Origin of the sequence: Trichocoleus sp. DQ-U1, from assembly GCF_039961925.1 — a bacterium.
Classification (GTDB): Bacteria; Cyanobacteriota; Cyanobacteriia; order Cyanobacteriales; family FACHB-T130; genus FACHB-T130.
In genome coordinates, this window is the sequence record NZ_JAMPKB010000004.1 from 86,483 (window position 1) to 106,280 (window position 19,798).

Below are 19,798 nucleotides of genomic sequence, written 5' to 3' on the forward strand. Positions count from 1 at the left end.
GGTACTGCGATAGCGAAGCGCTGCTGCGAAGCGCAGATCGCATAAGAACACCACGAAAGCGCGATCGCTCAGAAGAACTACGCTATGCCCCGTATGGCAAGGCGTTTCTCCTCATGCACGCGATCCTTCCTGATGGATGATGGCGATCGCTGTGCTAATCTTTGCGGACATACTGGCGGATACGTTGAGCCGTCTCTTCTGCCCGAACTTGTGCGGTTGCCTGCTTGCCACTTTCGGGTTTCCAGTTGTACTCGCGGCTGAAATAGTGCTGAATTGCAACCTGTCTGTTGGAAGTCAACACTAAAACGATCTGATAGTTGACATCGTAGAATTTGTCACCATCACCATCTTCTTTTGGAACTAGTCTTCTACTAGGAGTCAGCTGAACCCGAACATCAACAAAATCCCTCAGCGTGTAGGTCTTGACCGTATTACTGTCCTGGGAAATGATACAGTGGGCTGACCGATCGAAGACCCAAACTTTAGATGATTGCACGTTCGCTTTCAACCACTGTGCGGTCATTTTTGCGTATGGGTTTGGAGCTACATATTTGTCAATCCAGGTTTGCCCAAATCCAAGTGCCAATTGCCAGGGACAGTAAACTCTACGACTGACCTCATCTGCTATTGGCTGCACTTGTTGCCACTCTGCTCCCTCCCAGGGAGACTTTACAGATGGGTGAGCCTGCCCACACAGACACAGTAACTCGCCCGATCGCATTTCGACAAAGAGCCGTACCTTTGCCCAAGGGTCTACATCTAAAACAACCCGATGAATATCTGAAAAATCATAATGTTCCTGGCGTTGTCTCCACAGACTCCCATATTGGTAAGTCAGTCGATTCTGGGTTTGGTCAATGCAATAAGACTCGATTAATTTAGAGCGGATACTCAAAAGACTGACATACAGCGCGTTGATTCCCACAAGGAAGAACATACCAGGGAGTAACCCAGACCACTGCAACCAGTCCACCTGTGCAATGCTTAAGCGATTTGCTGTAGGGTCTTTTAGGAAGGTGTTGATGCGATCAACACTCTCCTGTGTATTATCCAACCCAGAAGTTTTATATTCCCTTAAAGGAACTTCACCTTCACTGGTTTGTAACAGAACTTGGTAAAATACCCCATCATCTATATTTGTTGTCAACTCCACAGCCTGCAAATTACGAATGGGTGTGTTCTGCCACACCCCCAACCCCAACCAGCCCGGTTTGCTTAACTGACACGTAACCTGCGTCGGTTCTATCCGTTGGCAGTTCAATTTTGCAGGCCCGGTCCAGAGAAGGAATCCAACTCCTATCCCGGTCACGAGAATTTCTCGGAACACACGACCGAAGGACACGTAATTCTGGCGGAGAACTAATTTATTTGGAGACTGTTCAGCAATTTGCGTCATAGCAACTTTGAAGCAAGGATTGAAAACAAGAAATGTTGATGTTTCAGCTTTAGCAACCGAAGACGACTTCCTACAAGAACCTAACAAATTGGTTTTGCCATGCTGGGGCTATCAGCATTGCTACAGGCATCAGAGCTTCTGTTTAATTTAATACGCTTCGCTGGTGCTATATATTTGTTCTTAGGAGTACAAATGTTGATGAGCAAGCAGCAGGTTCAGTCATCGAAAACGGTTACTCCGATTGTTTACCGAAGACTTTTCTGGACTGGATTGGTCACCAGTATCACTAATCCAAAGGGAATTTTATTCTTCTTTGCATTCCTGCCAGAGCTTGTTGTTACCACTACAGGTCCCGTACCATTGCAAATGTTTGTCGTAGGGTTGACATTCAGGTTCTCAGGAGAAAATTAGTTGCTCAACTCAGGCGTCCAGCGTTAGCCATGTCCTTGGCCTAATTGTGGAGATGCAATCTGCGCTTCGCAGCAGCGCTTCGCTATCGCATGTGACAGTTGTGTAAGTCCTGAAATTATTTGTTGTGCCAAAGAGCTATTTAATCAAGCCGCCTATTTTAAATTTTGAGTTATGCAACCACCGGCAATTTTACGCTTACAGAATGTAACGAAGCAGTTTAGCCAAAATACAGTTCCGGCTGTTGAAGATGTAACGTTGACTTTGCAGCCAGGGGATTTGTTAGGATTGCTGGGGCCATCTGGCTGCGGTAAAACTACACTGTTGCGGCTGATTGCAGGTTTTGAACGACCTTACCGCGGAAGCGTGGAGATTGCGGGGCGAACGGTTGCTGATTCCCATTGTTGGGTGCCGCCAGAGCATCGGGACGTGGGAATTGTCTTTCAAGACTATGCTCTGTTTCCTCATCTGAGTGTGGCGGAGAATGTTGCTTTTGGGTTGCAACAGTTGAGTAAACAGCAGGTCAAGGAACGCACGCAAGATGCGATCGCGCTTGTCGGTCTGCAAGGATTAGAAAAGCGTTATCCTCACGAACTCTCTGGCGGTCAGCAGCAACGGGTTGCCCTCGCCCGTGCCTTAGCACCGCGACCAAAGCTGGTTCTCCTCGATGAACCTCTGAGCAATCTCGATATCCAAGTACGTTTGAGGTTGCGCGAAGAAGTGCGAGAGATTCTCAAGGCAATTGGCACTTCAGCAATTTTTGTCACCCACGACCAGGAAGAAGCACTTGCCATCTCTGATTGGGTGGGTGTTATGCGTCAAGGACATTTAGAGCAATTGGGCACGCCGGAAGATATCTACACCCACCCCGCCTCGCGGTTTGTTGCCGAATTTGTCACTCAAGCCAACTTCCTTCCCGCCCAACGCCAAGGTCATCTGTGGGAAACAGAAGTCGGTTGTTTTGATGTCGCCCTTAACGGACGGCAAGACCCCATTTCTAGCCTCACCGGCGAACTCATGATTCGCCAGGAAGACTTGATCTTACAGCCATTTCCTGATGCACCTGTTGTCATCCGAACCCGACGGTTTTTAGGACGCGAGTACCGATATTGCCTCCAAACTCCCTCTGGTAAAGAACTCCACGCTCGCACGATGACTGATACCGCCTTGCCGGTAGGAACGCGAGTGCAGCTATCGATTGCCGGTGATAGCGTTCGAGTTTTCCCCAACTAAAACTCTCGATAAATTAGGGAAATTGCTCATAGCCCCCTTTTTAAGGGGGTTGGGGGATCTCCAAATCCGACCCGGCGAACTGGGCTTGGTCGGGGCTTTTTGATTGCCATGCCCCTACAGATGTATCGCACTCAACAGCGACGCAAGCGAGTGAGTAGCAGCACAATTTCGTCCATCGCCTGCCGTATCGTTGGGGCAGATTGGTCCGATTGATTGACGAGAATGCTAAAAACGATCGTTTGATACTCTGGGTGATTCATATACCCAGATAAGGAAACCGTTCCACTCATCGTTCCTGTCTTCGCTTGCACAATGCCTTGGGCTGGGGTATTTTGAAAGCGACTTTTTAGGGTGCCACTGACACCGGCAACCGGGAGAGAGGCGCGGTAAATTGCGGCTTCTTTGGTTTGCGCGATCGCTTCTAGCGTTTGTACCAGTGCTTTTGGACTCACTAAGTTATGACGAGACAACCCGGAACCATCAGCCATCACGTAACTATTAGGATCGACGCCTAATTCCGTTAAAGTCTGCTTGACAGCAGCCAATCCCATTGCCGCAGAATTCTCTGAAGGTGGGGTTTCCTCGCCTTTGCTGGTGGCACCCAGAGTTTGCAATAAAGCTTCTGCGTAGAGATTATTGCTATTCTGGTTCGTTTCCACCAACAGAGTTTCTAACGGCGGCGACTCCACAGCAGCTAATTCCCGTTCCTCCCGGCTTTCCTTGCCAGATCCCACCTGCGACTGTGCGACAGGAATCCCCGCAATTACTAAAGCCCGCCGGAAGTGCTGCAAAAAATACTGGGCGGGGTCGAGAACTGCCACACCCAAGGATGCAGGTTCGGCACCCGCAGGCAACTGACCTTTAATCTGTAATACGGGTTTCCCCAGTACAGCGCTAACGGCGATCGCTGCCGGTGATTTCGCTTCCGCTGTCACCGTATTATTTTCCAGTCGCCATTGCGCGATCGCAATTGGATCGATCCAAGCGGTTTGTAGCGGTTGCCCAGGCGATCGCGGTGATAGGGTTAGCACAGTGGCATTTTGATTCAAAATCAAACTATTAACGGGTGCCGCATAAGCTGCCCGAAGGTCTCCCCATTCCCAACTGGGATTTACTGCCTGCCCTTGAAAGTAATCATCCTCGACAATGAGCTGCTGCACCTGACGAATTCCCTGGCGCTTTAGCTGTTGTGCCAAGCCTCTTATCTGGGTATCGCTAAAACTGGGGTCGCCTCGTCCGACAACGCGCAATTCTCCCCCGTTTGTGCCATAAACTGAGGTGCGAATCCGAAACTGAGAACCTAATTTGTTTAAAACCGCTGCTGTTGTCAACAGCTTTGTATTCGATGCGGGGATAAAGTAACGGTCTGGTTCGCGGCTGTAGAGGGTGCGTTCTGGAAATTTTGAATTTGTCGATAATGGTTCTATTAAAATTCCCCAACGAGTACGAGAAAATTCCGGGCGGTTGGTGACAGCTTCAATCGCGTTTCCTAGTTGGGCAGGACAAACCAACGCAGGGGATTGAGGTTTTTCTGCTTGAGAAACCTGCTTTGAATTTATCGAAGGATCCGGAGAAACAGCGGGATTATTTGCCCTCGCCGCTTCCTGCCAGGCTAGCAATTGTGTGTTTAGGAGCAACAGGAAACTCAGGCATTTACTGATTTTAGTAATTTTTAGGAATAAGTAGGGCCGCGGGAAAAACCTAAAAATAGATAAACTTGTTTTTTTGGAACTACAGATTTTTTTATGCTGGGATAAGCTGATACTTTCTTTTGACAACCTACTTACCATTCAGATTTTTCCGAATAAAACTGATTTGTTAGTGAAAATATTACCTTAGATAGGTGCAAAAGCACAACTTGGTTTAGCAATAAAAATATTTCTAATGGTAGAGCTTATTGAGTCTTGAAAAGTGAATAAAATACAGAATAATCATAGCTTTTTTTGTATTTACAACCGAAAAAAATAGGTACTTATAATCATGGCACTTCAAGAGCGCGATTTTGAGAAAAGCAATCGCCATACAGAGGGACCCCGTCGGAACAACGGAAGTAAATATTTTTTGGTTGCTCTATTAAGCGCACTTTCGACATTGGGTTTAGTTGCTGCTGGTTGGTGGCTGTATCAGCGAATGCAACAAGAAAATGCGATCGCTCCCGCAGAAGTTCCAGTGACGACTGCTAGCCCAATCGTCAGCCCAACCATTAGCCCCACCATCGCCCCAACTGCTCCAGTCGCCCCAGCACCCAGCCTTGGCATTCAACCCGGTCAATTTGTTCAGCCTGCTTTAAGCAACAAAGGGCAGGTAGAATTAATCGCTGTCCGCAGAATTCTCGGTGCGCCCGATGAAGTCAGCGTGGATATGCGAATTAATCGTCTTGCAGACGATGTGGTGGGAGGAGACCTGATTAATGCCGGTGGGACAACCGCCCGGAATCCGATTACCAGCGAAACTTATCAAGCACTCGATCCCTTAAAGCGTTCATCAGGAACGGTTTCTTTATATCAGATGCGCCGGGGGCAACCGCAAGAAGGCTATGTCGTGCTAAAAGTCCCCGCAGGTGTTAGTACCCTCGATATCTATGTCGATCAAACGCAGGCGTTTAAAAATGTGCCGATTGCGGATGCGAACACCAGCCCAGTGGGTGGAACCGCCCCCGCTTCCCCAGTACCCACCATCGCGCCATCGCCCCAAGCTCAAGCACCCGCGACTACTGCGCCAGCTGCGCCAGCGCCCAGCGCTGACATTCAACCCGGTCAATTTGTACAGCCTGCCTTGGGCACCAAAGGACAAGTAGAGTTGCTGTCTGTGAAGCGAATTCAAGATCCCGAATCCAGAAACCGCGACGTGGTAAACGTGCAGATGCGCGTCCGGCGTCTGTCAGCGGATCGAGTGGTTGGAGGTGACATCATTACTGTGGGCGGAACCACTGGACGGAATCCAGAGACGAGCGAAACCTACAAAGCCGTTGACTTGATTAATCGCTCGACGGGAAGCGTTTCTTTGTTCCAGCTGCGCCCACAAGCCTCGGCAGATGCCTATGTCTGGCTGAGGGTGCCAGAAAACGTCAATTCTATTGACCTCTACGTGCCGGAGGTACAGGCATTTAAGAATGTGCCCATTTCTAAATAGGAGGGAATCGGTAATGGATCGTGGAGATTTGTCAGTCATTATTCGTCCATAATCATGAGTCTTTAGTCATTTCTTCTGAGTTCGTTGCTTCTGACTCACGATCCATTACCCCTTACCAAAACGTATGAGCAATTTTTTATCTGGCATCGCAGTTGTACTTTCAATTTTGGCGATTATTGGCAGTGGCTTCAGTGCCTATCAAGTTTTTGAACTGCGGGAGGAACTCAACGCGATCGCTAATTTAAAAAGCGGTTCGACGCCTATCGGAGAGCCAACATCTAGCCCAACACCAGATGCAGACAGCACTCCCACCGTCAGCCCTACTAGCGCCGCCTCTCCAGTGCTTACTCCGACTAACGCCACCAACACCAACGCCAAAATTCAACCAGGGCAGTTTGTGCAACCGGCTTTTAACAGCAAGGCACAAGTAGAATTACTCTCGGTAAGGCGCGTTGCCGATCCAGAAACGGGATCTCGGAATGTCGTAAATATGCAGTTTCGGATTCGACGGGTTGCAAGTCCGACCGATCCAGATATAGATGTTTTAAACCCATCTGCAATAACTGCCCGCAATCCGAATACAAACGAGACTTACAAGGCGGTTTCTCCTAAACGTGCGACTCCTTCAGTGGATTTTGGCAGCATTGGACAAGGTGCCTCAGCCGATGCCTATGTTTGGCTACAAGTTCCGCAGGGAATCAATACGTTAGACATTTATATTCCCAATACCCAGCCATTTAAAGGCGTGCCGGTTTCTAATTAATTTAGCGAGGGTAAATGCAAAGTTCGGATAACATGGCTCGTTAAACAGCGAGATTGTAGAGACGCAATTCATCGCGTCTCTACGCAGCGAAAATTCTCGCGTTTTTTTACGAACAAAACTGGATTGAGTCCTATTGAATTTGTCAAATATTTTTTTAACAAACCGCTTTGGCGAGCTAAATTTTTGAAACCAAACGAAGACTAAGGATAAAACAATGATGATAAGCAATCTGCCTAACCGGACAAACGCGCATTCCACTTCTACAAAATCACCACCCCAATTGGGGTTGGTGTGCATCACAACGTCTGACAAAGTGCGTTACCGCGCCCTCACTCGCAAACGACTATTGCAACTAGAAACAGCGGAACAGCAGCAAGTGCTGCGGGAGCTGTATACCGACAATTTGCAACGCCTAAATAATGCGCTGGATTTCTGCGTAGAAAATAATCTCCGGCTTTATCGACTTCCCTCAGGGATATTTCCTTTTGCCGATACTGATTTGGGTGAGGCGATGCTAGAGGAATTTACGGAACAGGTGCGAGCAACAGGCGATCGCGCAACGGTTCTTGGTATCCGATTAGTCGTACACCCGGATCAGTTCGTTGTCCTCAGTTCAGATACACCCTCTGTGATTGAGAACAGTATCAAGATTCTCCAGATGCACGCCCGGAATATGGATTTATTGGGGCAACCCCGATCGCCTTGGGCGATGATGGAGATACATGGTGGTAAGGGCGATCGCGCTGAGCGGCTGATCCAAGTCATCCGCGATTTACCCGATGAAATTCGCTCAAGATTAGCCCTAGAAAACGACGAATACGCCTATAGCGCAGCCGAAATTCTCGCTGTTTGCCAGGAAGCTGGCGTGCCAATGGTCTTTGACGCCCATCACCACGTTATTCACGAAAAGCTGGACAGCTACGAACACCCCAGCATCGCTCAGATGAAAGCAGCAGCACGGACGACTTGGCCCGTACCTGAATGGCAGCTAGTTCATATCTCCAACGGGCGGGAATCCTTTGGCGATCCGCATCATAGCGATTTTATCACCGTGATGCCCAGTGCCTACTGCAACGTTCCCTGGATTGAGATAGAAGCGAAACTGAAGGAAGAAGCGATCGCGAAACTGCGAGAAGAATGGTCGCCTGTCTTTGGCACCGCACCCCCACCCAAACCGCTAGAAGAGAAGCCACAGGACAAGGTTACTAAACCGAAAACTCAGCAAAAAAAACGGACTTCTAAGAAAGCTGAACAACCCAAGGACAAAGTTTTGAGTTCAAACTTGGACGGCGACTAATATTTCTTTGCAAACCTTGGCGTTGTCCTTGGCGTACCTTTGCGTTGAATATTGCAACTTAATTTGGTAGTCCTAAACAGGTAATGATGCGTTGTAGTAATGCACAAAATACCAAATTGCCCAGAAGTGTTGAGCTATCTTTCAACACTTCTGCCAGTTTTTAAGAAAATTTGTCCTGTCACTCATCTTTATAATTATCGCAACAGATATAGAAAAAAGATTATGGAACACGCCAAATAAGGATTTTAGCCAGGTTCAATCAAGTTGAACCATCAAGTTGAAATAGATGTCTTGCAAACTGTTATTTAGCTGACATAATTTTAGAATTTATAATTATAGGATTGACTCAAAACTTACAATCAAGTTTATTAATCTTAGAGTATTTTGTTGCTTGTTTTATGATATAGAAATCGCAGCGGTACCGATAATCAAGGGCATCTGATACCACTTGACACGCACTACCAGAGGCAAAGGCTGATATGGGATTTGAGAGAACGCATTCATTCCAAAAGCAGAAGTCTTACATACCACAGCCGACGATTCAGTTTAGAAGTCGCCCGTTTGCGGCTCCCATACAGATGAAGCCGAAGGAGCAACAGACACCAGAAGAGTTAGCGAATCAAGCTTTTAATCAGAACAAGTTTGAAGCTTTTGGACTTCAGCTCAAGGAAGAGCGTGGCACCATCACCCCTGTCGAGCAGGAACAGTTAGGTCTGTTGCAAGCGAAAATGAATGATTACTGGGAGCAGAACCAGGAAAGGGCATCGCGAAGCGGATTTGACTTTTCTAAGGTTGCGGTTACTTTGCCTGGGGAACAAGCTGCCCCACAAATCCAGCCTATGGGTCGGCTAGGGACACCTGGAGTGCAACTGGGGGGAAAGCGATCGCCCTTGAACTCTTCGCAACAGTTGTCAGAACCACCAATACAGGCAAAGTTGACCATTGGGGAGCCAGGAAATAAGTATGAGCAGGAAGCGGATCGTGTTGCGGCTCAAGTAATCAATCGCTTAAATTCTCCAACAACCTTGCAACCTTCACTGGGAAAAACTGTACAGCAAAATAGGGGAACTATTCAGCGCCAGTTACAACTACAGCACGAAGGAAAGTTAGTTACTCATGTGAATCATAGCCCTACACTCCAGCGTGCGAAAACAGTAGCAAATGATGTAGCTGGTGTAGCCCGGAATGAGCTTTTTGGGGACGAGACTGCTCGTCGTAATACCTCGGGTGGTGGATTTATTGATCCCAACGTTATCGCTACGCAAGTGGTCTCAATTCAAAGCACCAATGGAAATACTCTTACAGGAAAACTCTATACCCCCGTTGCTGGTGGAGCAAACACAACAGTTCTGACTTTATCGGGAAGTGATGGTTCAGCAGAGAAATATATGACAAAGATTGCTCGTGAGTATGTCCCTACTGGGGCACAAGTTTTAGCTATAAACTATCGAGGGTTTGGAGGCAGTTACAAGACCGTCAATGGACCCGGTAACGGCGGGGGCGATCCAAGCGAAGCCGGACTCTATGAAGATGCCGAAGCCATGTATGACTATGTGAGAAATACATTGAATGTCCAATCAACTGACATCATTGTTCATGGCTATTCTTTAGGAGGTCCAGTAGCCGCTACTTTAGTGAAGCGAGTTATGAAGAGTCGGGGCGAAAACGTAAAAGCTTTGATTTTAGACCGGGCAATGCCAAGCACCTACAAAGCAGCGCAAGCGCATGGTAGCAATAAAGTAGAGGCACGTATTGGTCAAGCTTTAGCAGGCAGCATGGATACGAAAGCAAAACTTAAAAAAATATTGAATCTGCCAGGAGGAGCCAATTTACCTGTACTCTTTACAAGCGGTGGAAGAGCAGACCTATTGTCTGCGGAAGATCGGGCACTTGCAGCTTGGGCAGGGCAAAATAATAAGTTTGGCAACAATGCGACCTCTCTTGTAGATCGGAATGCTGGTCACGAAGATCATCAGCTAATTATGAATATGCTAATTCCTGAATTACAAGTGCAAGGGTTAATCTAGAGGTCGATGTCAAACAAAATTTCATGTATTGAAATAAATTCTCAATAAAAAACGTGGTACAAAAGAAAGAATTTCTGCAATTTTCTAACGGAATCTAATGTGAAATTCTCTTTTTAGGTTCAATAACGCAATTGATAGTTATCTAAATCCCTGTACATCGGCAACTGTCCATTAAGCATTCCTATCCACCAGGACTCAAGAATCGCTGAAATTGTCCTGTTTATTGCATCTCATGAGTGATACTCACAACTAACCTCTAAAACATCAATCAACACTGCCATGCTCAACCTGTCCCCCAAATTTTCAGTGGCGATCGCTATTGTCACTCTTGGTTCTGCTGCGATCGCAACCAGTCAAGCCCAAGCGTCTATCGTTACCTATGACTTCACGGTTAATGTGACTCAAGGGTCATTAGCCGGACAATCATATAGTGGAACGCTTAGCTACGATGATTCAACCTTAAAAGGCACTGGAGTTGAAAAATTGGGCGTTGCTCAGGGCTTAAGAGTTTGCATGAATTATTTCGGACGCAATTACTCAGAAACGAGCGATCGCGACTATCCAAAATTTCCAACGCTTGTGTTTAAAAACGGCGATATCAACCATCTAGACTTTTGGATACAGCCGCAAAAGCGTGTTGTCTGGTGGAACTTACCTGGATGGGAAGTCAATTTATCAAAGAGACAAGCTGGTGCTGACGTTCCAAATTGCGCTAAGTCTAATCCCTAATTATTACGCCATTTGTCATGAGTCATTAATCCGTAGCAAGGGCTAATGACTCACGAATCAATTACCCAAATAGCTATTTGCTATCGCCTTGACCTGTTACTTTCTCAACCAGTTCTTTGGCTCCTTCAACTAAGCCATTCTCTGCCTGTGGCCCTTTGTTTGCTTTTACACTTTCGTTGTAAATCTCATCCTGCTTATCTGGATTCCGAGCTTGTTCTGCGGCTTCTTCGTAAGCTTCTTCTCGAAAACTAGCGTCTTCAGTAGGGTCTGAAGTACGGTTAATATTTGCACTTGAGCTTGTCGCTGCATAAGCAGGCTGATTTTCAAAAATGAATAAATTGGAGAGGCTAAGCAAACTCACCGTAACCAGAATCAAAATACTGTTGCGAAATGCTTGCCCTAATGCTGAAAAAATGCGCTGCATTATTTAATTCTCCTTGTTGTTGTATTTCGTAGAATCTGGCAATACGCGAGAATCGCTGACCATCAAGGTCATTTATAGAACCAGTGGTCAATTGATTAGACCAGAGAGATTCTACGGGTATGGCGATCGCGCACCCTTCTGCCGCAAGATATATTCAAGGAGTCAAAATAATTAAAGATTGTTACAAGTCATAGGTCATGGGTCAGTAACAAAGAATGCATGACCCATAACGATGGACTGGTGACTAATGACTTAATTAGCCTTAGGCAAGGGATTTTTTATTCGGATACTGCAGACTCAAACAATTGCCCAAAGGCATCTAGGATCTGCTTAGGGATGGCTCGCGGACGCATTGCGGCAAGATCCACCCACACCCACAACGCCTCTGCTGTGACTAATAGAGGAGCTTCTTCCTGTTTGCGGATTTCATAGCGGCGGATAGCACGGGTTCCTTGAATTAGGTGCAGCCAGGTGGTGATTTCTAAGCGATCGCCTGCAACAGCAGAACGCAGATAGTCTATCTCGATCCGCCGCATTACAAAGCCGCCGCCGAGTTCCTGGTAGACTTTCTGGTTAAAGCCGAGATGTTCATCGTGTTCGACTGCTGCATGTTCTAGGTAATGCTGATAGACTGCATTGTTAACGTGCCCCAAGGAGTCCATCTCGTGGTATCGCACGCGCAGTCGGCTTATGAACTTTTGCATCCGTTAATCAGAATATTTTTTCCAACTTTCAGGCTAGCCCATCGTTTTACAGAATAAAAGCTCCTTTTGCATCCCTAAAGCTATGTGCCAAAACCGATACCGCTAGTCCCATCTTTTAAGCCACTTTGTTGATTCTTGTGTTCGTTTGTATGTTCATTTTTCGGTTCATTGTCAATATCACTTTCATCGCGCGGCTGCAACAATGCCAGGTGAAAGGCTTGTCGTGTTTGGGAATTTAAGTAACGCTCTTGTAGGGGTTGCCACTCTTGCCACGCTTCGTAAACAGTTTGATCTAGCTGTTCAGTCAGTGTTGGCAGTTGGTGTTTGAGTTTGGAGTGCAAGACCTCACTCAGCACATCTACTAAAACAACGCAGTCTTGAATTTTCCCCAGAGTTTCTTGAACTGACTTTACGTCTTGCAGATAACCTGCATAAGCAGGGCCATAGAAGTCAGAAAATAGTTCCATTTGGTAGCGCACGCGCTTGGCTTCTTTCCGCAAGCTGTGGAGAACTTCTCCCTCATCTGCTAAAAGTCGCGATACAGCTGATTGTTTTAGTTCTTTACCTTCAATCTGTCCAGCTTTAAATTCAATTCCTAGCAACCAACCTGGATGGAGCAATAACTGACTTATCTCTGGCAACAGTAAATCTGGCAGAACCGGCTCTACCGGCATCTGAGCAATTTCTTGATAAGTCGGATGCTTCAACCACCCTTGCAACGATTGCTTGAGTTTGTTGTATTGCTGATGCTCCAGGGTATCCCGGACTTGTTCTAGCGCGTGCTGGCGTTGTTTATCCAGAGCATTCATCGCCTCTTTTAAAGATTTCTGTTCTTTAGAGGGTAAATTCGGATGGTAACGATTTTTTAGGGCGTCCTGAAGCACGTCTAAATCCCGCAAACCGCCAAGACGATGACCAATTTTGCCAATCTTGTTTTCTTGGGCTGACTTGGGAAGATCCAGCGCGGGTGCAAAACCTTTTACCGCCGAACGTAGGCGACGAATTCCCACGCGCATCTGGTGTAACGCTTCTGGATCTTTGTCTTTGATAACGTCAGATTCGTGCTTAATCGTTTTTTGAAAGTGTTTTTCAATCGCTAGGTATGCCCAGTCTCCTAAAGTCTTGGCTTTTTCTTGAGTATGCTTTTTCATGACAATATTGGCTCTAAACGCGATGGATTGGATTAGTTAATAGCAGGACAGGGTTGAGTTGAACGGTTAAAGTACCACATTTCCACCCAGGTTTTGGTATTGGAGTCTATTGCATCCAGGGAGTATTTGTGATATGACCCGGATAGGAAACCCACAAGTCGTATCGGGTTACGGCTTCGCCAGTCTGTAGGTTTTTGAGGAACGGCTTGCCAGTCCAGATTTGGCAGCTACAGAGGTTTTTTACTTCCTGAATCTCAAAAAATTCAGCTTCGGCGGGTTGCAGTCGAAAAAACTCAATATGCCAATGAGCGGGTTCAACGGCAACATGAGTAGTAGAGGAAGTCTTTTCAGTTAGCTGGGAATTTCGGTTATCAAGCTCAATGGCGCTGGGGAGAAAATCGATATCCAGTACATAAGATTCAAACCCGTGCTGTCGGGCAAATTCTATGATTTGCTGCCAATCATAGATGGGTTTTTGCTCTCCCTGCTGGGGAGTATCGTCTCCAAAGCAGTAACCGCCAAACAGCCAAACCAGTTTTGACAGGATCGCTTCTACACGCAGGCGATCGCTTCTTAAAAGTTCTATATCTTCCGGTAGCAAGATGCGCCCCGGAACACACCACCAATATTCCCAGAAAGTATTCGCATCTAACGAAACTATCCGCTTGACGACTCCCGGAATGCGATCGCGTTGTTGGATCTGACGAATTTTTTCCTTAGATGCGCTTTGTCCCGAAATCGGCAAATCTCGATTTGCTGCTAGGGGATGTTCGGGCGCGGTCGTCATTTCTTGGGGGAAGAAGGAGTCGAGGTTCAGCACGGATATTCTCTCACTACACCTAATGCAGTGTTCCATTCTAGATCCTAGAATAGGCTCTTGGATCTAGAGATTTGTATACCTTTGGTTGAATAAGTTTAAGCTTCATCGGCTCTCTTTCGAGATAGATGGAAATCACGCTAGCCTTAAAAATAGAATGGTTAGTGTAGCGGTACGCTCCTTGCAGACTGAAGACTAAAGAATAGACATTAATAACTTCCATCAATTAGGAATGTGGCGTTTCAGACCACTTAACCTAGAGAATGTCTGGAAAGTTATAATCGAGATGCTTAAACGGCAAAGCGAATTTAGCCTTAACTTGAACAATACAGAAACCCATTATTCGCAAAGTTTCAATGGGTAGTGCACAAGCTAAACTGACTTTACAAATACTTACGGCTACCTACTTATATGAATCGGGTAGAATTGTATAAGGATAAGATGAAGGGATAAGCGTGTGTTAGAAATTCTCCTCATTTTTGTTGTTAGTCTAATACCAGGGCTGCTTTCAGTGTGGCACGTTCGCAGGATAGAAGCACAAAACATGGCGGGTTTGCAAGCAGCGATGCGGAGGATAGAAGCTCGGCAACTGCAAAGAATGCAAATGCCTTCAGATCAACATTACATTGAAGGCGTGGGTTATTTAATTGGGGATATTACTTGTCAGTTTAATGCTCATTCTGCTTATATCCGTTGTGCAGTAAACCCCTTTGGGCCTTGCCAAGAATGTTCTCATTATCAATCTAGAGAATACAATTAAGTTAAATCAATAAAAACATGAATCTGTCTGAGCTGGGAATGGACACTAGAAAAATATTAGTAAAATTTAGCTAAATTACCCTTATCAGCTTTTAGAAATTTAGATTATTTGTATCAACTTACTGAGCAGCTCGACAAGATAAAAAATTCAACCCTAAGAAAATAGCAGCAATTGTTCCAGAAACGCAAATTTTCCCCTGGGCAATTGTTTCTATAACTTCTGAAACAGGAATCAAGACAACTTCAATATCTTCGGTAACATCTAGCCTTTGTTGACTAGCTAAATGAACATTTTCAGCTAAAAACAAATGGATATTATTTGTATCTTTTGGCGGATTATCATATAAAGTTGCCAATTGAATGAGTTGCTCGGCAACATATCCCGTTTCTTCTTCTAATTCTCTGGCGGCGGCTACAACACTATCCTCTTCCTCTGGATGAAAAGCACCCGCAGGGAGTTCTAATAAAATTGCTCCGACGGCATGACGATATTGCCGCACAAAAACAATTTCTTTTTGCTGAGTGATTGGTAAAATAACAGCAATATCAGGTCGAATATTTACAAAAAAGTCATCAACGATTTGCCCGTTGGGTAATTCGACTTCATCTTGCCTAACTTTACACCATTGATTATTTATCACCATTTTAGAATTTAAAATTTTCCACTTGCTAAGGTTTTTCATAAACTAATCCAAAGTAGATTCAAAAATCATAAAGCATACAACAATGCAGATTAGCGTAGAAACCTTCACGGTAAACAAGCGATTTCCTTTAACCATCAGTCGCGGGACAACAGCGCAAACCATGAATGTGTGGGTACGCGCGATCGCAGAGGGGATTGAAGGCTGGGGGGAAGCTTCGCCTTTTTCCATTGGAGTCGGACAACCGCGACAAACCACAGAGATTCTCTTGGAGGCATTGCAAGGCATCGCGCCGCTGTTGGAGGCATATAGCCCTTGGGAAAAGCAGAAAATTGAGGAAGTATTGCAAGCAGCGCAAATCCCTTCTGCGGCGTGGGCGGCAATTGATATGGCGTTGCACGATTGGCAGGGAAAGCGGCTAGGATTACCGTTGTGGCGTCTGTGGGGGTTGGATCGAGATCGGATTGTTCCCATCTCTGTGACGATTGGGATTAATTCCCCATCGGGTGCTTTACAGCGATTGCGCGACTGGCGGCAGGTGACAGGGGCAAATGTTTTGAAGGTGAAGTTGGGTAGTTCTGAGGGAATTGAAGCGGATCAAGCGATGCTGATGGCGATTCGGGAGACAGCACCGGATGCTCAGCTAAGCGTCGATGCCAATGGAGGTTGGAATCTGGAAGACGCTGTGATGATGTGCAGTTGGCTGGCAAAGATGGGTGTTAAGTATGTGGAACAGCCGCTGGGACGAGAAGCAGAAGTCGGGATAATGGGGGAATCGTCGTTTAAGGAATTGTACACGCGATCGCCTCTACCCATTTTTGTAGATGAAAGTTGCTTTACTCGCAAGGATATCCCGCAACTGGCAGACCGCGTTCATGGCGTTAACATCAAACTAATGAAGTGTGGCGGCTTAACGGAAGCGATTCGCATGGTACATACAGCGAAAGCTTGTGGATTGCAGGTAATGTTCGGTTGCTATTCTGACAGCGCCATCTCGAATACGGCGGCGGCACAACTCTCCCCCCTAGCGGATTATCTAGATTTAGATAGTCATCTGAATCTCATCGACGATCCTTTTAGCGGCGCATCCATACAAGATGGGCGATTGCTACCCAACGATTTACCCGGATTGGGAGTTATCAGAAGGACGGAGAATATTAGCGAAGCAGCGCCTTAGTGCCGAATAGATTTCTGTTCCCTATTTTCTAAAAAGCTGTGCATTTGACATCTAAACATCGAGTCGCAATTCTGCTGCATGAAGGGATTCGCGGCATCCACGGCAAAACCGGACTGGCGCTATTGCGCTACAGTGAAGCGCTAGTGGTGGCAGTCATCGATCGCCAGTGTGCGGGAGAGTCGTTGCGGGAATTGACAGGTATCCCCCGCGAGGTTCCGATTGTCGCTTCTCTGGAAGAGGCGCTAGCTTATACACCCGATATCCTAGCGATTGGGATTGCACCGCCTGGGGGTGCCCTGCCAGCCGAATGGTGGCAGGAAGTAAAACAAGGGATAGCAGCGGGGTTGTCCGTCGTCAATGGACTGCATACTCCAATGGCGTCCCATCCGGAGATCCAGACATTGTTGAAAGATGGGCAGTGGATTTGGGATGTGCGTCAGGAACCCGCAGGATTAAAGATAGGAAGCGGACAAGCGCGATCGCTCCCTTGCAAACGGGTTCTCGCAGTCGGCACGGATATGGCAATTGGCAAAATGTCAACCTGTTTGGAACTCAATAAAGCCGCATTGCAGCGCGGTTTGCGTTCCAAGTTCCTAGCTACAGGTCAAGCTGGTTTAATGATAGCGGGGGATGGTATACCGCTGGATGCCGTGCGGGTTGACTTTGCTGCGGGTGCTATCGAACAAATGGTGATGCTGTTTGGCGAAGAGCATGAGATTCTGTTCGTTGAGGGGCAAGGTTCCCTGTTGCATCCTGGTTCAACCGCAACGCTGCCACTGATTCGCGGGACTCAGCCGACGCATCTGGTGCTGGTACATCGAGCGCAACAAGCAACCATTCGCAATCATCCCCACGTTCCGATTCCGCCGCTGCCAGAAGTCATACAGCTTTACGAGACACTGGCAGCCGCAGCTGGTGCATTTGCGCCAGTGCCCGTGGTCGCGATCGCTCTCAACACTGCCCATCTTGACGCCGACACTGCACAACGGGCGATCGAGCAGATACAGGCAGAAACAAAGCGTCCCTGCACCGATCCAGTCCGCTTTGGTGCTGACACGCTATTAGATGCCGTAATGTCTAATCCTTAATCTGGGGCTTCTGACTCTTCGCTGGTTTGACGGCTGCCGGTTTCGTAATTAGCAGCCAACCCTCCGCCTGATTAATCGCTTTTACCGGCTTTAAATTCAGCTGCTTAAAGGTGGGTTGGTCAAGTAAAAAATAAGGTTGAGCGTCACCTTTCCAACGTTGCTGGAGTTCGGCATCCGTTGCGGGGATGACTTGGCGATCGCTATAAAAATTCAGAGAAGGACGACCATGATCGTAGGATGTGTAGATTGGCTTATTGATGGGAGTTTTGCGCTTAATCATCGCGGCAACGGGTTTAACCGGATAGGCTTCTGCGAGTTCCCAATTCCAGTGCGGCGATGTCATGAGTAGCAGTAGCGTTACATACGTACCCCAAAATAGCAGGGGAATAAATTGCAGGTCTTTTTGATAAATCAAAACTGCCGTTATCAATAAAGTCAAAGCAGCCGATGCAAACACCAGTTGCAAATTCCAGTTCGGTTGGGGGCCAAACGCAGCAAAATAAAAACTACCGCTTAGCGCCGCTAAACCCATGACTGTCAAAAGCGGTACCCAAGAGCGGGGATAGGATTTCTTACTCGGCGCATTCCAAATTTCAGCAAGCTGGGCACCTCCCAATAAAGCCACTGCTGGGTAAATCGGCAGTACATACCAGGGAAGCTTTGTTCCCATCACCGAAATGGCTACTAGATAAACACTCATCCACACCAGTACCAGTTTTGCCCAGCTCATATTGCGATTTTCCCAAGCAAGGCGCAATCCTTGGGGCAATAAGAATAACCAGGGCCAACCGTACTTTAAGATTTCCAACAGATAGTACCAGGGGGGACCCGCGTGATTCTCGACGGGTGCCCAAATCCGCTGCAAGGATTGACTGAAGATGCCGGTGTTTACGAAAGCCTGCCCGTAGTGGAGAAATTGGGCACCATACCAAGCGGCAACTGGCACACTGCCCAAGAGCAAACCAATCCAGAAATAGAGGGAAGTTAACAGTCTGGGAGTATCCCAAGCTAAAAATACCAGGGCAATATTTAAAAGTAATAATCCCATCATGCCTTTAGTCAGGCAAATCAACCCAAACCCGATACCGGCACCGAGAGCGTAGCGCAAGTTTCGACGCGATCGCAACACGCACCACATCATCAACAGGAAAAAGCACAGCACTGCCCCATCCAGCATCGCCAGACGCCCATGACGCACAACGGGTAGTAGCGTTAAGTAAATCAAAGCCGAGAAAAGAGCTGGAAGGCGTCGCCGGAATAGTTCCCGTCCAATGCCATACAAAAGCGGCACACAAGCGGCACTCAGCAGCGCCCCAGGTAGGCGCGTTGTCCACTCATTTACACCGCCGATTGCGTAGGCACCGGCAATCAGCAGATGCATTAAAGGCGGTTTATTGAAATACTCCGTACCTCCCAACGTCGGATACAGCCATCTCAAAGAATCAAACTTTGCCTGCCAAATCTCACGAGCAACCTGGGCAACCGTTCCCTCATCCCAATCCCGTAAAGGCAGTACGCCCAGATTGATTCCAAATAGCAGGATAGCCGCTAGGAATAACCCTAAGACCCACAGCCTTTCCACCCATCTGTCAGCTCCTCTAATCTTCTTTTTTGAACGACCCCACGCAAAAGTTTGACGATCCATATTTAACAAAGCTCGTGGTATTTAGCGGCAATCCAACTTCATTCCCTGCGATTTATCTAACTCAATCATCTGACTAAAATCACAAGGTAAGTTTCCATGTCCTTATGAAGTTTGCATAACTCTATAGAATAAAGCCGGATTTTCTATCTTAAAGTGACCGAGGAAAACTCTCGCCATGCCTGCTCTAACTCTGTAGGACAATCTCAGAGTTGGACACACTCGCAGCGTTTAGACTCAGTTTTACAGCGGTTAGACGCTCGTTGCGTTCCGAATTATAAAATTTATACCAGTAGTGCGAGTCATACGGAAAGTTTTTTTAGTCATCTATCGGCACATTTAGCATCGCCACCATGCAAGTGTAACGCCGACTTACTCTGTTCGCGTAAGTGTTCCTAGCATATGTGTTG

17 protein-coding genes are annotated in these 19,798 nt (G+C 47.0%); 9 read left to right on the plus strand and 8 right to left on the minus strand.

Annotated elements, in window-relative coordinates; translation table 11 throughout:
- Window positions 1-154: 154 nt before the first annotated feature.
- The gene (locus NDI34_RS02875; RefSeq protein WP_348231788.1) at window positions 155-1,396 is read right to left on the minus strand and encodes a hypothetical protein; all 1,242 of its coding nucleotides are present in this window, start codon (window positions 1,394-1,396) and stop codon (window positions 155-157) included.
- Between the two features lie 582 nt (window positions 1,397-1,978).
- On the opposite strand from NDI34_RS02875, the gene NDI34_RS02880 reads away from it, so the two are divergent.
- Entirely contained in the window at window positions 1,979-3,037 is a 1,059-nt protein-coding gene (locus NDI34_RS02880) for an ABC transporter ATP-binding protein (RefSeq protein WP_348231789.1), read from the plus strand.
- A 131-nt stretch (window positions 3,038-3,168) separates the two neighbouring features.
- On the opposite strand, the gene dacB is transcribed toward NDI34_RS02880, so the two are convergent.
- Window positions 3,169-4,674: a D-alanyl-D-alanine carboxypeptidase/D-alanyl-D-alanine-endopeptidase gene (dacB, locus tag NDI34_RS02885; protein WP_348231790.1), complete on the minus strand. Its 1,506-nt coding sequence runs from the start codon at window positions 4,672-4,674 to the stop codon at window positions 3,169-3,171.
- Window positions 4,675-5,017: 343 nt separating this feature from the next.
- On the opposite strand from dacB, the gene NDI34_RS02890 reads away from it, so the two are divergent.
- The 5 genes from NDI34_RS02890 (at window position 5,018) to NDI34_RS02910 (ending at window position 10,985) form a co-directional block, all read left to right on the plus strand.
- Window positions 5,018-6,169, plus strand: a complete 1,152-nt coding sequence (locus tag NDI34_RS02890; protein ID WP_199300549.1) for a hypothetical protein — start codon at window positions 5,018-5,020, stop codon at window positions 6,167-6,169.
- A 124-nt stretch (window positions 6,170-6,293) separates the two neighbouring features.
- Entirely contained in the window at window positions 6,294-6,932 is a 639-nt protein-coding gene (locus NDI34_RS02895; protein WP_190535458.1) for a hypothetical protein, read from the plus strand.
- Between the two features lie 214 nt (window positions 6,933-7,146).
- Window positions 7,147-8,229: a UV DNA damage repair endonuclease UvsE gene (uvsE, locus tag NDI34_RS02900; protein WP_348231792.1), complete on the plus strand. Its 1,083-nt coding sequence runs from the start codon at window positions 7,147-7,149 to the stop codon at window positions 8,227-8,229.
- Between the two features lie 479 nt (window positions 8,230-8,708).
- Window positions 8,709-10,256, plus strand: coding sequence for an alpha/beta fold hydrolase (locus tag NDI34_RS02905; RefSeq protein WP_348231793.1), 1,548 nt, complete (start codon window positions 8,709-8,711; stop codon window positions 10,254-10,256).
- Window positions 10,257-10,535: 279 nt separating this feature from the next.
- Complete coding sequence (locus NDI34_RS02910; RefSeq protein ID WP_190410707.1) at window positions 10,536-10,985, plus strand: hypothetical protein; 450 nt, start codon at window positions 10,536-10,538, stop codon at window positions 10,983-10,985.
- Window positions 10,986-11,058: 73 nt separating this feature from the next.
- Here NDI34_RS02910 and NDI34_RS02915 read toward each other — a convergent pair whose 3' ends face one another.
- The 4 genes from NDI34_RS02915 to NDI34_RS02930 form a co-directional block, all read right to left on the minus strand.
- Window positions 11,059-11,409 carry a hypothetical protein gene (locus NDI34_RS02915; RefSeq protein WP_190985621.1) on the minus strand — a complete coding sequence of 117 codons (351 nt, stop codon included), beginning with the start codon at window positions 11,407-11,409 and terminating at the stop codon, window positions 11,059-11,061.
- Between the two features lie 278 nt (window positions 11,410-11,687).
- Window positions 11,688-12,113, minus strand: a complete 426-nt coding sequence (locus tag NDI34_RS02920; RefSeq protein WP_190410709.1) for a thioesterase family protein — start codon at window positions 12,111-12,113, stop codon at window positions 11,688-11,690.
- An 80-nt stretch (window positions 12,114-12,193) separates the two neighbouring features.
- On the minus strand, window positions 12,194-13,264 hold the full coding sequence (locus tag NDI34_RS02925; protein ID WP_190430590.1) for a CHAD domain-containing protein: 1,071 nt from the start codon (window positions 13,262-13,264) through the stop codon (window positions 12,194-12,196).
- A 106-nt stretch (window positions 13,265-13,370) separates the two neighbouring features.
- Window positions 13,371-14,084, minus strand: coding sequence for a hypothetical protein (locus NDI34_RS02930; protein WP_348231794.1), 714 nt, complete (start codon window positions 14,082-14,084; stop codon window positions 13,371-13,373).
- A gap of 454 nt (window positions 14,085-14,538) precedes the next feature.
- Between NDI34_RS02930 and NDI34_RS02935 the strand changes: the two genes are divergently transcribed.
- Window positions 14,539-14,841 carry a DUF6464 family protein gene (locus NDI34_RS02935; protein WP_348231795.1) on the plus strand — a complete coding sequence of 101 codons (303 nt, stop codon included), beginning with the start codon at window positions 14,539-14,541 and terminating at the stop codon, window positions 14,839-14,841.
- A gap of 118 nt (window positions 14,842-14,959) precedes the next feature.
- Here the strand turns inward: NDI34_RS02935 and NDI34_RS02940 are convergent, their stop codons facing one another.
- Window positions 14,960-15,523: an NUDIX hydrolase gene (locus tag NDI34_RS02940; RefSeq protein WP_190679057.1), complete on the minus strand. Its 564-nt coding sequence runs from the start codon at window positions 15,521-15,523 to the stop codon at window positions 14,960-14,962.
- Between the two features lie 43 nt (window positions 15,524-15,566).
- Between NDI34_RS02940 and NDI34_RS02945 the strand changes: the two genes are divergently transcribed.
- A complete protein-coding gene (locus NDI34_RS02945; RefSeq protein ID WP_190410714.1) occupies window positions 15,567-16,658 on the plus strand; it encodes a dipeptide epimerase in 1,092 nt (363 codons plus the stop codon).
- Window positions 16,659-16,696: 38 nt separating this feature from the next.
- The gene (locus NDI34_RS02950; protein WP_348231796.1) at window positions 16,697-17,746 is read left to right on the plus strand and encodes a DUF1611 domain-containing protein; all 1,050 of its coding nucleotides are present in this window, start codon (window positions 16,697-16,699) and stop codon (window positions 17,744-17,746) included.
- On the opposite strand, the gene NDI34_RS02955 is transcribed toward NDI34_RS02950, so the two are convergent.
- A complete protein-coding gene (locus NDI34_RS02955; protein WP_348231797.1) occupies window positions 17,736-19,391 on the minus strand; it encodes a glycosyltransferase family 39 protein in 1,656 nt (551 codons plus the stop codon). The two genes, NDI34_RS02950 and NDI34_RS02955, sit on opposite strands and share 11 nt — an antisense overlap.
- Window positions 19,392-19,798 lie beyond the last annotated feature (407 nt).